This is a genomic window from Kribbella sp. HUAS MG21 (genome assembly GCF_040254265.1).
GTDB lineage: Bacteria > Actinomycetota > Actinomycetes > Propionibacteriales > Kribbellaceae > Kribbella.
Map to the genome: position 1 here is coordinate 3,442,187 of NZ_CP158165.1, position 13,046 is coordinate 3,455,232.

Here is a 13,046-nt window from a genome sequence, read left to right on the forward strand (position 1 = left end):
CCTTCCTGCCATCGCTGAGCCGGGATCGTTCCACTCGGTAGCGTGTGGCAGGTGATCGGACGAGCAATCACCGGACTGGCCCTCCTGACGACCCTGGCCGCCTGCGGCTCGGACGAAACCACCAACCCGCCGCCCACCGCTTCACCCACCGCCCCGTCCAGCGCCTCAGGGGATGTGGCCAAGGACGGGCAGAACTACAAGGCCTGTGACGACGGGACGTGTGAGGTGTTGATCCGCGGCAAGGCCACCCTCAACCTGACGGGATCCAAGTTCACCGCGACAGTTGCCGACGGCACCCTCAAGCTCACCGACTCGAAGGGCTACATCTCGCTGAGCCGGAACGGCAGCGGCGCCAGCCGAAGCGGCGGCGGAAGCGCCGGTGGCGTGGCCGGCGGTATCGCCGCGGTCAGCTGGAGCGACCAGGGCGGCCCGGTCCACATCGCCACCCTCACCTACGCCGAGGGCGACACCGTCGTCGTCGCCCTCACGACGCGGAAGTAGTCCGCCCCAGGAAATCCTCGTACTGCGCCCACACCCGCCGCCACAGCAGCTCCCGGTCGGCCGCGCTGTAGTGCGGCAACGGAAGCCGGAAAACGTCGGCGAGCGCCGCGAAGTAGTCGTTCCGATTGTCCAGCAACCGGTTGTCGACCCGGTCGGAAAACGTTTCGCTCAACCCGATGGAACGCAGGACGACAACGCTTTCCGACGTCCGCCGGAACGCGGACGCCAGCCGCACGAACGGCGACTCCGGATCGGCGGACAACCGCGCGTGCTGCCCCGCGAACGCGTCCAGCCCGACCGCGGCCGACTCGAAATCCATCCCGACCAGATTCGCGCGCGGATCGTGGTCGAGCCGCCAGCCGTCGGTCTTCTCCGACGACCGCAGCCGCAGCGTGAACGGGTACTGCTCGGCCTCACCGACCTCCAGCGGCATCGGCTGCCGCAACCCGTCGCCGAGCCCCGCGTCGACCAGCCACACGCGCTCCGGATCCTCGACCAGTCCGCTGACCGTCAGCACCAGGTGACTGCCGTCGACCTCGCCGGGCCGGTTGACGGTCTGTACGCCGCCCCGGTGCATCCGCACGCGGTACCCGAGCTCGGTCAGCAGCAGCGCGAACGACCCGTTCAGCTGGAAGCAGTACCCGCCGGCCTCGCGCGCGACGATCCGCTTCGCGACCTCCTCCGGCTCCAGCGGTCCACCCGGCGCCAGCTGGTACTGCACCGTCTCGTACGGCACCTGATCCACGAACGCCTCGTGCAACCGAGCCAGCGCCTCCAGCCGCGGCGGTCCGTCGTACCCCTCGATCCCGATCCGTCGCAGCAGCGCCTCGGTGTCCACGGGCCGACTCTAGTGCGGCCCGGGCCGGCAGCGTCCGGCTAGCAGCGGTCCGGGTCGATCCGGGCCAGGTTGTTCCCGCGCATCGTGAGCAGTTCGCCCGTACGCCGGTCCAGCGCCAGCTGCGGCTCGTTGTACCAATAGCCGTTGAGCCCGCCCACCACCGTCGCCGGCCCGCTGGCGTCGAGCCGGAAAACGTGTGACGCCGTCGCCCCGAAAACGACGCCCCGCCGCAGCACTAGCTCCCCGACCGCGCCGTCCAGCGGATAACTACGCACGACTTTGCGCACCCGCAGATCGGCCTCGAACAGCACCCGGCTCCTGGTCAGCCCGTACAGCGTGTCACCGTGCACCAGCAGATCGGCGTACCCGTCGAGATCGGCGAACGGAGCCCAGCGCCACAGCACCTGCCGCGTCTCCAGGTCGAAGGCAACGAGCTGCGCCTCCTTGGCGACGGGCGGTACGCCGTCCGCGTAGATCTCGCTGCCCAGGTAGGCGATCCTGGCGTTCGCCGTCACCGCGCTGATCGCCTGATCCGGCACCAGCGCGTCGTACCGCTCGATCTTCCGGGTGCTCAGATCGAACAGCGCGAGCGACCCGCCGGTATGCCCGTACTGCGCCCTGGTCCCGATCGCGAGCGCACCGCGGCCAGGCAGCTCGACCATCGCCCGCGGCCGGTCCTCGTTCCCGCCGATCGTCGCGAGCCTGCTGACCTCGCGCCGCGCCGGGTCGTAGACGTCGACGAAGGCGCCGGGATACGTCGCGAGATAGAGCCGGTCGCCGACCGCCACCGCCCGCTTGGCCTCGCCGCCCATGTGCAGCTTGAATCCAGCACCCGTGTCGTGCACCTGCAGCCCGAAGTTTCCGCCCACCACGGCCTGCCGGCCGACCACGGACACCGATTGGGCCGGCTCCGGCCGGGCAGGCATGCCGGCCGTCTGCAGATCGGTGATTGCGACCTGACCAGTCGCCCGATCGACCGACCAGACCGAACCACTGCCGGCCACGCCCACAATCTGCTCCCCGACGGCGAACACCCCACGCGTCTCGTCGTACGGCGTCGGCGCGGCGAGCTTGGTCAGCTTCGCCGCCGCGATGTCGTAGCTGTACAGCGAGCCCGAGGTCCGGCTAGTCAGCAACACCTCGCCGTCGGTGAGCTGCAGCAGGTCGACGGTCCGGTCGCCGGTGTCGACGATCCGGTACGACGAGGGGTCGTGCCGGTTGATCAGCACGAACTTCCCGGACGGCTCGGTCCCGGCCGCGACCCAGTCGGCGCCGGCCGCCACGTCGTACACGAACGACTCCGTGTGCAGCTCGGCCGGCAGGATCTCGGTCTTCGTGGTGCCGTCGAGGACGACGAGCCGCGCGCGGGCACCGGTCCCGGCGTACACGACGCCGTCGGGCGCTACGTCGACGCAGCGGACGTACGTCTGGCCGACGGCGGCCTGGCCGAGATCGGTGAAGGTCGGCCCCGCCGGATCGATCCGGTAGACCTTGCCACCCGGATACGTTCCGGCGTACAGCATCCCGTCCGGCGCGGTGGCCAAGTCGAACACGTACTGCTCGGTGCCCAGCCGCCCGAGTCGCCTGGTGGTGTTGGTCGCCGGGTCATACTCGTGGACGTCGGCGACCGAATACATCCCGACGTACACCTTGCCGCCCGACACGGTCGCCGCCCAGCCGCCGGTGCCGGTCGACAGCGTCTGGTACGCCGTCACGGTGCGCGACGACAGGTCGAAGCGCGCCACCACGGCGGGCTGCAGGCCGCGCGTGACGAGGTACAGGTCGTTTCCGGTGTGGGCCGCGCCGGTGATCGGCGCCGACACGATGCCGGGGCCGAGATCGGCGGTGGCGCAGTCGGTGGCGAAGGCCTGCAGGGGCGTCGGGAGCGCGACCACCGCTCCGGTCCCGGCTGCCAACGTGAGAAAACGTCTTCTGTGCATGACCGTACCTCCGGGGCGGCGGTAATTACGGCAAGGACCGTAATTCTGTCAGCGGGCACTGTCAATGGCTCGGCCGGTGGACTCGCGGTGCGGGTGCGCCAGGCACCTGGCAAGGTAGGGCCATGACCTCTGAGCGGATCTATGTCGGGAGCTACACCAGTCAGGCCGGTGGCGGGGACGGGATCGCGTTCGGGCCGCTGGACGGGCTCGCGACGGTGGCGACGGTCGCCGACCCGTCGTTCCTGGTCAGGTCCGCCGACGGGCGCTTCCTCTACGCCACGAACGAGGGGGAGGACGGCAACGTGTCGGCGTACGCGGTCCAGGCGGACGGCGCGCTCGAGCTGCTCAACCAGCAGTCGACGGGCGGCGTGCACCCGTGCCACCTCGACATCGACCCGTCCGGCCGGTACCTGTTGTCGGCCAACTACACGTCGGGGTCGGTCGCCGTCCACCCGATCGACGCCGACGGTTCGCTGGGCGAGTCGGCGCACTTCGTCCAGCGCTCCGGCACCGGTCCGAACGCCGACCGCCAGGAGGGGCCGCACGCGCACCAGATCGCGTTCGACCCGGCGGGTGCGTACGTCTTCGACGTGGATCTCGGGTCCGACACCGTGTACTCGTCGACGCTCGCCGACGACGGGTCGCTGCAGGAGGTCGACCGGCTGCGCATCCACCCGGGCGCGGGGCCGCGGCACCTGGTGTTCCATCCGACGGCCGGGGCGGCGTACGTGATCAACGAGCTGGACTCGACGCTCACGGTCTGCAGCTACGCCGACGGGAAGCTCCAGATCGTGCAGACCGCCTCGACCCGGCCGGCCGACTCGCCCGGTGAGAACTTTCCGGCCGAGCTGCTGATCTCCGCCGACGGCCGGTTCCTCTACGGCTCGAACCGGGGCGACAACACGATCGCCGTCTTCGCGATCGCGGACGGCGGGCTGGGCGTCGAGCTGGTGCAGACCATCGGCTCCGGCGGCGACTGGCCGCGACACCTTGCCTTCAGCAACGACGGCAGCCGGTTGTACGCCGCCAACGAGCGCTCGGACCAGATCGCGACCTTCAGCATCGCCGACGGTCTACTGACCCAGACCGGCGAGCCCGTGAGCTGGCCGAAACCGGTCTGTATCCTCCCCGTCTGATTCACGCGGGCTTGGTGAGCGGGGCGCGTCCGCCGCGCGCCGCCAACGCGAGACCCGCCGCGGCGACCAGTGCGGCGGCGAGGAAGCCCGTCCCGCGGTCGGTGGCGGCGGCCACCAGGCCGAACCCGGCCGGGCCGAGGCCGGTGGCCAGGTCGATGCTCATGCTGACCGTCCCCATCACCGCGCCACGCTCGCCGGCCGGTGCGCGCTCGAGGGCCAGCATCATGATCGCGGGCGTCCCGAGCGCGATCCCGACACCCAGTACGGCGGTGCCCGCCACGAGCCCCGGCGTACTGCGCCAGCCGCCCATCAGCACCAGCCCCGTCGTGCAGCACAGCAGCGCGATCCGCACACTGCGCGCCGCGCCCAGCCGGTCCGGGACGCGCGCACCGGCGCTGCGAATCACGACCACGATCCCCGCGAAGCCGAACAGCAGGACCCCGGCCCCAGGCAGTCCCAGGTCGAGCGCATACAACGGCACGAACGCCAGGAACCCCGCCATACCCCAGACCAGCGCGAGTAGGAGCAGGGCCGGTACTACGGCCGCCCGCGGCACCAGCCGCACCACACCACCGTCAGCCGCATCCGTCGGCGCACGCGTCTCCCCGACCCGAAGAGCGAGCAGTACGGCGACCAGCGCCGACCCGGCCGCGACCAGCCACACCGTGGTGGACCCGGCCCTGCTGAACAGCAGCTCTCCGAGCGGCGGCCCCAGCGCGAGGCCGACGTACAAGGAGAGCGAGAACAGGCTGATCGCCTCGCCGCGGCGCTCGGCCGGGGCCAGGTCGGTCATCGCGGTCAGCGCGCCGACGAAGAAGAACGCGTCGCCGACGCCGGTGAGCAGCCGTAGCGCAGCTAGGGCCTCCACTGAGCCGGCTGAGCCGTAGGCGGCGACAGAACCCGCGAACAGGGCTCCGCCGACGGCCATCGCGAGTATGCGGCCGTGCCGATCGACGAGCCGGCCCGACCACGGACGCAGTACCAGGGCGGACAGGCTGAACGCGCCGACCACCAGGCCGACAGCGATGTTGCCGCCGGTCAGCGGGCCGGCGACGTACCGCGGCACGGCTGGCACCAGCAGGCCGTCGGCCAGGAAGTACGCCAGCGCTGCGCTTCCCAGCAGCACGAACTGTGGTGTGACGAGAGGCGGTCGAGTCGTTGCCGTTGTGCTCATGAGGCTGACAATGGCCCTACGGGCACCACCCGGTCATCGGTAGTTCTGCCCATCCCGAGGAGGGATGCGATGGGACAGCAGAATCCGCGCCTCGCAGAGCTCCTCTGCGCGCTGTCGGTCGCCCTCGACGTGGCGATGGACCAGCGGCCGGAGAAGTCGATCCGCAGCTGTCTGGTGGCCACCCGCCTGGCTGACCGGCTGGACGTTGCTGACAAGCGCACCGTCTACTACGCGACCCTGCTGCGTCACCTCGGGTGTACGGCGACCGCCCACGAGGAGGCGCACCTCATGGGGCCTCGTGCCGGGGAGCTGCGTCCGCAGGCGGAGCAGACGGATACGGCCAGCTCTCGCGAGTCACTGGCGCTGCTACGCCAGGTGGGCCGTGGGACCGGTGTCCGGCGGCTGCAGTACGTCGTTCGCACGCTGAAGGCCGGCGACGACGACCTCCTCCGGGCGATCTGTGAGGTGGGCAGCATGCTCGCTGAGCGGCTGGCACTAGGCCCTGCCGTTTCTGATGCGCTCTACCAGAACCTGGAGCGCTGGGACGGTAAAGGCAGACCGCGGGGTCTCGCCGGCACCGAGATCGCGGTCGCCACGCGCATCGCCGAGGTCGCCACGCAGGCGGTGATCTACCGCGACGGAACCAAGCTCAGGCAGCGGCAGGGAGGCTGGCTGGACCCTGAGGTCGTTGCCGCGTACGACGACTCGCTCGTGGCGGACCTGGACGAGATCGACGTGTGGGAGGCGGTGGTCGACGCCGAGCCGCAGCCGTGGTGCCGCGTGGCTGACCTGGACGGGCTGGCTGCGACGTTCGCGTACTTCGTCGACCTCAAGTCGCCCTACCTGTTCGGCCACTCCACAGGTGTCGCAGCCCTGGCTGACAGGGCTGCCGGCCTGTTGGGGCTGAGCGACGACGAACGCGCCACCCTGCGCCGCGCGGCGCTGCTGCACGACCTGGGCCGCGTCGGCGTACCTACTGCGGTGTGGGAGCGGCCAGGGCCGTTGCGGCGGTCCGACTGGGAGCAGGTGCGGCTGCACCCTTACCAGTCGGGCCGGATCCTCGGGAGGTCCGCAGTACTGCAGCCGATCGCGGAACTGGCTGCTGCGCATCACGAGAAGCTCGACGGGAGCGGGTACCCGCAGCAGGCCAAGGGGAATGAGCTGTCGCTCGCTGCGCGGCTGCTGGCCGCGGCGGACTGCTACCAGGCGCTGACCGAGGACCGCCCGCACAGGTCCGCGCACTCGCCTGTTGGCGCTGCGGAGATTCTGCTGGCACAGGTGTCAGCGGGGCGGTTGGACGCCGAGTGCGTGAAGGCAGTGCTGGCGGTGGCCGGGCAGCAGGTGCCTGGCCACCGCCTGACTCGACCTGCCGGGCTCACCGAGCGAGAGGTCGAGGTACTGCGGCTGGTCGCTCGCGGCGCGTCCAACGCCGAGGTTGCGCGCGAGCTGGTGGTGTCACGTCGTACTGCGGAGCACCACGTGCAGCACATCTACGGCAAGATCGGGGTCTCGACCAGAGCCGCTGCTGCGCTGTTCGCCATGCAGCACGGGTTGTTCACACCGTGACGAGCTTCTCGAAGAAGAACTCGTGCTTGAGGAACGACACGTCGTACTCGTGACCGGGGTACGGCGGGTTCAGCTGCGACGCCTGGAACAGCCGCCAGCCGTCCTTGAGCGCGTCCAGCCCGGTCGCGTACGGCGGCACGTCGCTGTCACCTGTGGTCGGGTGGGTGGCCCCGGTGCCGTCGTACGTCGACCAGCCGACCACGCGGGCGTCCAGCGCGGAGGAGGCCAGGTACAGCACCAGCACTTGCTGGCGGACGTTGGTCTGCTGCGGGGTCTCCACGGTGGCGGTCATACCATCTCCTTCTTGGGGGCGTGCGGATTGTCGACCCGCTGGGCGACGACCCGCTGCGGGCGGTTCTCCACGCGGGTGACCCAGTAGTTCGGGTCGTAGGTGTCGTCGCCGGTGAGCGCCTGCCACAGCTTGATGCGGTTGAACCGCTCCAGCCGGCCGGTGGCGTTCTCGTACCACGGGAAGCCCTGCTCCAGCTCGGCCGCGACCTGCTCGTCGTACAGGTCGTCGGTGTTCCAGAGCCGGACCTGGCGGACGGTCGGGTTGAAGCGGATCTTGAACATGTAGCGGTCGACGTCGCTGTCGTTCTTGCGGCCGCCGTGCCAGATGCCGTGATGCAGGAACTGCACGGTGCCGGCCGGGCAGACCAGGCGCGTCTGGCCGAGCAGGTTCTGGTACCGGCCGGTGTCCGACTCGTTGGTGCGGCGCAGGTGGCTGCCGGGAACGCTGAGCGTGCCGCCCATCTCGAGCGTCACGTCCTGCGGGTAGTACATGAGCTGCACGTCGAACGCGTCGGTGCGGACGTCGATGATCGCGTCACCGTGCAGGTTCTGCGCCTCGCCCTCGTGCGCCTTGCGGATGTGGACCGCGTGGTGGTCGACGGTCGGCTCGGGGCCGACCAGGCTGTGGATCGCGCCCGCCACCTCCGGCAGCTGCACGAGCCGCTGGACGAAATCGCTGTCCACGAACGCCTCCGACAGCGGGGTGCCGTACGGAACGCCCGGAATGCCGTTGTTCAGGACCTCGATCGCCTGCTGGTTCATGTCGTCCGGTACGACGGCGTCCATCCGGAGCGAGCCGGTGGCCACGAAATGCGCCATCTGTACCGAGGTGAGCAGGTGCTTGCGATGCGGATGGGGCATGAAGACTCCCATGGTGGGGTAGTGGTTGCTACTCCACCAGGCTAGGTTCGATCACCGCTCCGTCGCGTGGGTTGTGATCACCACTGCTGGTAAATTCTCACCATGATCGCGTTGCATCTCGCGCAACCTCCGGAGGTCGCGAACGTCGGCGCCGGGATCCACGGCGTGCGCGGGCGGCGGGACGTCTTCCGGCTGCCGGACCTGTGGCAGCTGCACCTCTACAACTACTCGGCCGAGCTGACGCTGCTCGGCAAAACGTATTCCGTGGCGCCAGGACACGTTTCCCTGACGCCGGCCGGGACCCAGGTGCAGTTCGACTACCGCGGGCGGTCCGAGCACCTGTACGCGCATTTCCGGCCGGTCGTCGCGGGCGATCCGTCGTACGTGCCGGTGGTCCAGGACGCCGGTGAGGCCGCGCCGCTGCTGTCGAGTCTGCTGCGGTCGGCGATCGAGGCGTCGCCGTCGGGTGGCTCGCGGACGACCGCGGAGGTGTGGACCGCGCTCTGGCGGATCGCCGACCTGACGCCGGCCACGACCGAGACCGGCCACCCGGCCGTCGCCTCGGCGATCGCGCATATCGAGGCGTACTTGGGCCAGCCGCTCACCGTTCCTGCGCTCGCTCGCCTGGCGGGTGTCTCGCACAACCACCTGACCCGGCTGTTCCAGCAGGAAACCGGCTCGACGGTGATTGCCTACATCCGTCGGCGGCGCGTCGCTCGGGCTCGTCACCTGCTCACGTCCTCGACGCTGTCGATCCCCGCGATCGCTGCCTCGGTGGGCATTCCGGACCTGCAGGCCTTCAACAAAACCTGTCGCCGAGAGCTGGGCACGTCCCCCCGTGCTGTCCGCGCCGCCGCCCTCGTGGGGGTTGCTGAGAGTGATCGTGCGACGTCTTGAACCCGGCGCGATCTCCTGTCAGAGTTCACGAATTCGCGGGCAGGGGGCCCGCGTGGGGGATGGGGGAAACACCATGAGCAAGTTGCTTCGCCGTGCGCTGCTGACCGGAGCCGGTGCGGTCGCGGCCCTGGGACTCGCCGCAGGACCGGCCAGCGCACACTTCTGTTTCAAGACGGAACTGAACGCCCGGGCCGCGCAGGGGATGTCCGGGTCGTCCAACTGGGTGTCGTTCGGCACCCTCGCGGCCGAGTTCCTGCCGGGCCTGTGCGACGCGGGCATCGCCCACCTGGCCACGGCGGCCGGGGCGACACCGAGCACCCTGATCAACACCCACGGCACCATGGCCGGCGGCACCCTGAAGAAGGGCGCGGACAGCGGTACACCGTCCATCTCACACCTCGACTTCGAGGCCCTGGACGCCGCAGTCCCCGAAGCCTTCGCCATCTGCGCCGACTAGCCCGGCCCATCGGCTCCGCAGCCCGTCCGCCACACGCGCGCCGGGCTGCGGAACCACGACACCCCGCTCCACAGCACCCCGCCCCACAACACCCTGAGCTGGGCAACCCGTAGCGGGCCCGCGGGATCAGGCGGAGTGGGCGAGCGGGAACGCCGTGGCGACGGCGGCCGTGCGGCTGGTGACTCCTAACCGCTGGTAAATGTTCTCGAGGTGTTTCCGAACGGTGCCCTCGGCAACAAACAGTCGGCGTGCAATCTGGGTATTGCTGTGCCCCTCAGCGACGAGGCGCAGCAACTGCAGCTGCCTGTCCGTCAGATCCGGCGTCCCGGCCCGCCGCCGCTCGAACTCGCGGTACACCTCGATCAGATGCGGCCGAAGCATCCGCAGCAGCAGCCGCTCGCGCTCGGTGAAGTCACGCCCGGGCCCGCGAAACAGGAGCAACCGCCGGTCCTCGGCCCCGGCCGCCGGGAACGGTACGGCGATCTCGCTCCGCACCCCGATCACCCGGAACCACTCACCGACCGGTGACCGCCCCAACTGCCGCGCCGACAGGTAGTCGGAAACCTTCCAGACGCTCACATAATCGCCGGTGACCTGCGGCCGGCAACACACGTCGTCGTCCCAGTACGACCGCCAGAACAGTTCCTCCCACCCGTCCCCAGGATCGACGTCCTGCTCGGTCACCTCCTCGTACGCGACGAACTCCCGGCTCACCGGACGACTCACCTGAAACGTCACGTCATCAGCCGGCACGAGCTCGGTCAGCGCCCGTAGCAACGCGCGCGGATAGACCTCGTCGGGCCCGGCCTCCCGCCCCCGCTCGATCACCTCGAACATCCGCCGCAGATCCCGCTCGGTGACAGTCAGCTGCTCCACCATGACTGAACCTCCCCTCCGCCCAGGCTAAGCCCGCTTCGCCGCGCTGCGAATACGTCGAACTGCGTATGGCCGCGAACGTTCCGGGACAGCGACGGTGTCGGGGAAAGTTCCACACTTGGGGAGGAAAATCATGAAACCGCTGTCCCGACTGGCAGGCGTGACGATCGCCCTGCTGGTCACCGCCGTCGCAGCGACCGGTACGGCGTACGCCAAGCTGCCGGAGCCCGATCCGGAAACCGTTCCACCGGGCGCGTACGAAACTCCGTCGACCGTCGTGATCGAATCAGGTCTCCCGGTCCTGCAGGTGATCGCCCTGATGCTCCTGGCCGCGATCGCCGCGGCCGTCGTCACGACGATCGCTGCCCGTCACCTGCCGCGCGTCCACGGCACCCGCCGTCACACGCCTGCCTCCGCCCGGGCGGCATCGTGAAAACGTTTCGCGCAACCGCTTTCTTGACCGCCTGCCTGCTGGGCGCAGCAGGTCTGGTATCCGGCGCGGCCTCCTCAGCCGCGCCGGCCAAGCACACCTCGGCGGCACTGGCGAAGGGAACCTCGGCAGCTCCCGTTCTCGACTGGAGCCGGATCGCGACGCAGTCCATCGTCACGGGCCGTCCGCCGGCGAGTTCCGAAGTACTGCTGGGCATCGTCCACGTCGCGATCGCCGACACCGTGGCCGCACTCGGACACGGCAGAACGTTCGTTTCCGACGTACGCTCCGACCGGCACGCGTCCGCCGCCTCCGCAGTCGCCACCGCGGCGTACGACGTACTGAAGGTTCGAGCACCCAGCACGTCGCTCGAGACGACGTACGCCGACTATCTCGCCGGCATGCCCGACGGGACAGCGAAGGCCCGCGGGATCGCGCTGGGCCGCGAGGTGGCGGCCGATGTCCTCGCGTGGCGGGCCGGCGACGGCTTCGGGAACCAGGTGCCGTACGTGCCGCGAACGCCCGGCCCAGGGGTGTGGGAACAGACCGCGCCGACACCACCAGTCGATCTGGTCCTCACCCAGGTCAGGCCGTTGACGCTGCGGTCTCGCACGCAGTTCCGCCCGGACGGTCCCGATCCGCTGACCAGCAAGCGGTACGCGCGTGATGTGGCTGAGGTGGCCGCGCTCGGCCGTAAGGACAGCACGACGCGGACGGCAGTACAGACCGAGGGCGCGATGTTCTGGTCCGAGCAGACCGCCCAGCAGTGGAGCCGTGCGCTCCTGCGACTGGCCGGGGACCGTGGTCTGTCCTTGTCCGCGGCGGCCAGGATGCTGGCGCTGGTCCACGTGAGCACCGGCGATGCGCTGATCGCCTGCTGGGAGGCGAAATACCACTACCGCTTCTGGCGCCCGCTCCACGCGATCCAGCGCGCCGACACCGACGGCAACCCGCGCACCACCGCCGACCCGACCTGGCAACCGCTCCTGGGCGCGAACCACCCGGACTACCCCTCCGGCCACGCCTGCTTCACCGGAGCCGTCGCCCAGGCGCTGCGGTCCTACTTCGGCACCGACCGGCTGCCGCTGACGATCGACAGCCAGATCACGTCCACCACCCGCCACTACTCGAGCCTGACCGCTGTACGGCGCGACGTCGAAGAGGCGAGGATCGCGTCCGGACTCCATTTCCGGCACGCCATGCGGGACGGCGACCGCCTCGGTGCCGCCGTCGCCGAGTGGACGGCCCGGCGCTTCCGCTGACACCCGCCGGCCCCGGAAAACGCATGCGCTCACCGGGGCCGGCGGTTAGCGTTTCGGGCATGTACGAGCTGATTCCGGTGGCCGAGGCGCCGGAGCTGGACGAGGAAGCGGGCCGGCGCTTCGTCGAGGAATGGCCGGAGTTCATCTTCCACGACGAGGGCGTGACGCCGTACCGGGAACGGCGGGTGCAGCACTTCCGCGACTGGGAGTTCTACCTGGTCGACGAGAACCGGCGGCTGATCGCCGGCTGCTGGGGCGTACCGCTCGCCTGGGACGGCACCGTCGCGGACCTGCCGGGTGGTTTCACGGACTCCCTGGCGCGATCCGTGAAAGCGTTTGAGGAAAACGTCGTACCGAACACCTTCGTGCTGATGGCGGCCGCCGTACGCTCCGACGAACAGGGCCAGGGCCACGCCGCCCGCGTCATCACCGCCGTACGCGACCGCGCCGTCGAGGCCGGCCTCACCCAGGTGATCGCACCCGTCCGCCCGACCCTGAAGTCCCGCTACCCCCTGACCCCCATCGAAACCTTCATGACCTGGACCCGCCCCGACGGCCTACCCCTGGACCCCTGGCTACGCACCCACGTCCGCCTGGGCGCCACCATCCTCGCCCCGGCCCCCGCCTCCCAAACCATGACCGGCTCGATAGCCGACTGGGAGTCCTGGACCAACATGAAGTTCCCGTCAACAGGCACCTACACCATCCCCGACGGCCTCACAGTCCTCCACATCAACCACCCCACCAACACCGGCACCTACACCGAACCCAACATCTGGCTCCGCCACGCGTGACACCGGCCATCGCGCCAACGGCC

The 13,046-nt window shown here is 69.9% G+C and carries 14 protein-coding genes; 8 read left to right on the forward strand and 6 right to left on the reverse strand.

Annotation, left to right across the window (positions count from 1 at the left end):
* Positions 1 to 51: 51 nt before the first annotated feature.
* Positions 52 to 501 carry a hypothetical protein gene (locus tag ABN611_RS16850; protein ID WP_350280824.1) on the forward strand — a complete coding sequence of 150 codons (450 nt, stop codon included), beginning with the start codon at positions 52 to 54 and terminating at the stop codon, positions 499 to 501.
* Here ABN611_RS16850 and ABN611_RS16855 read toward each other — a convergent pair.
* Both ABN611_RS16855 and ABN611_RS16860 read right to left on the reverse strand, forming a co-directional pair.
* The gene (locus ABN611_RS16855) at positions 485 to 1,339 is read right to left on the reverse strand and encodes an arylamine N-acetyltransferase (protein WP_350280825.1); all 855 of its coding nucleotides are present in this window, start codon (positions 1,337 to 1,339) and stop codon (positions 485 to 487) included. The genes ABN611_RS16850 and ABN611_RS16855 overlap by 17 nt on opposite strands.
* Positions 1,340 to 1,377: 38 nt before the next feature.
* The gene (locus ABN611_RS16860) at positions 1,378 to 3,279 is read right to left on the reverse strand and encodes a hypothetical protein (RefSeq protein WP_350280826.1); all 1,902 of its coding nucleotides are present in this window, start codon (positions 3,277 to 3,279) and stop codon (positions 1,378 to 1,380) included.
* Positions 3,280 to 3,401: 122 nt separating this feature from the next.
* On the opposite strand from ABN611_RS16860, the gene ABN611_RS16865 reads away from it, so the two are divergent.
* Positions 3,402 to 4,415: a lactonase family protein gene (locus tag ABN611_RS16865; protein WP_350280827.1), complete on the forward strand. Its 1,014-nt coding sequence runs from the start codon at positions 3,402 to 3,404 to the stop codon at positions 4,413 to 4,415.
* 1 nt (position 4,416) lies between these two features.
* Here the strand turns inward: ABN611_RS16865 and ABN611_RS16870 are convergent, their stop codons facing one another.
* Positions 4,417 to 5,589 (reverse strand): MFS transporter, encoded by a 1,173-nt coding sequence (locus tag ABN611_RS16870; protein ID WP_350280828.1) that lies wholly within the window; start codon positions 5,587 to 5,589, stop codon positions 4,417 to 4,419.
* 69 nt (positions 5,590 to 5,658) lie between these two features.
* Between ABN611_RS16870 and ABN611_RS16875 the strand changes: the two genes are divergently transcribed.
* Positions 5,659 to 7,155 carry an HD domain-containing phosphohydrolase gene (locus tag ABN611_RS16875; RefSeq protein ID WP_350280829.1) on the forward strand — a complete coding sequence of 499 codons (1,497 nt, stop codon included), beginning with the start codon at positions 5,659 to 5,661 and terminating at the stop codon, positions 7,153 to 7,155.
* Here the strand turns inward: ABN611_RS16875 and ABN611_RS16880 are convergent.
* Positions 7,145 to 7,447: a hypothetical protein gene (locus ABN611_RS16880; protein ID WP_350280830.1), complete on the reverse strand. Its 303-nt coding sequence runs from the start codon at positions 7,445 to 7,447 to the stop codon at positions 7,145 to 7,147. The two genes, ABN611_RS16875 and ABN611_RS16880, sit on opposite strands and share 11 nt — an antisense overlap.
* Complete coding sequence (locus tag ABN611_RS16885; protein WP_350280831.1) at positions 7,444 to 8,307, reverse strand: phytanoyl-CoA dioxygenase family protein; 864 nt, start codon at positions 8,305 to 8,307, stop codon at positions 7,444 to 7,446. Before ABN611_RS16885 ends, ABN611_RS16880 begins: the two co-directional genes overlap by 4 nt.
* Before the next feature lie 102 nt (positions 8,308 to 8,409).
* Here ABN611_RS16885 and ABN611_RS16890 point away from each other — a divergent pair, with 102 nt between their 5' ends.
* Both ABN611_RS16890 and ABN611_RS16895 read left to right on the forward strand, forming a co-directional pair.
* Positions 8,410 to 9,204 (forward strand): helix-turn-helix domain-containing protein, encoded by a 795-nt coding sequence (locus tag ABN611_RS16890; protein ID WP_350280832.1) that lies wholly within the window; start codon positions 8,410 to 8,412, stop codon positions 9,202 to 9,204.
* Between the two features lie 73 nt (positions 9,205 to 9,277).
* Positions 9,278 to 9,661 (forward strand): hypothetical protein, encoded by a 384-nt coding sequence (locus tag ABN611_RS16895; RefSeq protein ID WP_350280833.1) that lies wholly within the window; start codon positions 9,278 to 9,280, stop codon positions 9,659 to 9,661.
* Positions 9,662 to 9,787: 126 nt separating this feature from the next.
* On the opposite strand, the gene ABN611_RS16900 is transcribed toward ABN611_RS16895, so the two are convergent.
* The gene (locus tag ABN611_RS16900; protein ID WP_350280834.1) at positions 9,788 to 10,540 is read right to left on the reverse strand and encodes a response regulator transcription factor; all 753 of its coding nucleotides are present in this window, start codon (positions 10,538 to 10,540) and stop codon (positions 9,788 to 9,790) included.
* 130 nt (positions 10,541 to 10,670) lie between these two features.
* Between ABN611_RS16900 and ABN611_RS16905 the strand changes: the two genes are divergently transcribed.
* The 3 genes from ABN611_RS16905 to ABN611_RS16915 are packed head-to-tail and all read left to right on the forward strand — an operon-like array spanning position 10,671 to position 13,023.
* A complete protein-coding gene (locus ABN611_RS16905; RefSeq protein ID WP_350280835.1) occupies positions 10,671 to 10,970 on the forward strand; it encodes a hypothetical protein in 300 nt (99 codons plus the stop codon).
* 23 nt (positions 10,971 to 10,993) lie between these two features.
* Entirely contained in the window at positions 10,994 to 12,229 is a 1,236-nt protein-coding gene (locus tag ABN611_RS16910; protein ID WP_350280836.1) for a vanadium-dependent haloperoxidase, read from the forward strand.
* A gap of 59 nt (positions 12,230 to 12,288) precedes the next feature.
* Entirely contained in the window at positions 12,289 to 13,023 is a 735-nt protein-coding gene (locus ABN611_RS16915; RefSeq protein WP_350280837.1) for a hypothetical protein, read from the forward strand.
* The last annotated feature ends 23 nt before the right edge of the window (positions 13,024 to 13,046 follow it).

Excerpts from the sequence above, each read along its gene's own strand:
- ABN611_RS16860 (WP_350280826.1), bottom strand. The coding sequence starts at position 3,279 with ATGCACAGAAGACGTTTTCTCACGTTGGCAGCCGGGACCGGAGCGGTG.
- ABN611_RS16865 (WP_350280827.1), top strand. The coding sequence starts at position 3,402 with ATGACCTCTGAGCGGATCTATGTCGGGAGCTACACCAGTCAGGCCGGT.
- ABN611_RS16870 (WP_350280828.1), bottom strand. The coding sequence starts at position 5,589 with ATGAGCACAACGGCAACGACTCGACCGCCTCTCGTCACACCACAGTTC.
- ABN611_RS16875 (WP_350280829.1), top strand. The coding sequence starts at position 5,659 with ATGGGACAGCAGAATCCGCGCCTCGCAGAGCTCCTCTGCGCGCTGTCG.
- ABN611_RS16880 (WP_350280830.1), bottom strand. The coding sequence starts at position 7,447 with ATGACCGCCACCGTGGAGACCCCGCAGCAGACCAACGTCCGCCAGCAA.
- ABN611_RS16885 (WP_350280831.1), bottom strand. The coding sequence starts at position 8,307 with ATGCCCCATCCGCATCGCAAGCACCTGCTCACCTCGGTACAGATGGCG.
- ABN611_RS16890 (WP_350280832.1), top strand. The coding sequence starts at position 8,410 with ATGATCGCGTTGCATCTCGCGCAACCTCCGGAGGTCGCGAACGTCGGC.
- ABN611_RS16895 (WP_350280833.1), top strand. The coding sequence starts at position 9,278 with ATGAGCAAGTTGCTTCGCCGTGCGCTGCTGACCGGAGCCGGTGCGGTC.
- ABN611_RS16900 (WP_350280834.1), bottom strand. The coding sequence starts at position 10,540 with ATGGTGGAGCAGCTGACTGTCACCGAGCGGGATCTGCGGCGGATGTTC.
- ABN611_RS16905 (WP_350280835.1), top strand. The coding sequence starts at position 10,671 with ATGAAACCGCTGTCCCGACTGGCAGGCGTGACGATCGCCCTGCTGGTC.
- ABN611_RS16915 (WP_350280837.1), top strand. The coding sequence starts at position 12,289 with ATGTACGAGCTGATTCCGGTGGCCGAGGCGCCGGAGCTGGACGAGGAA.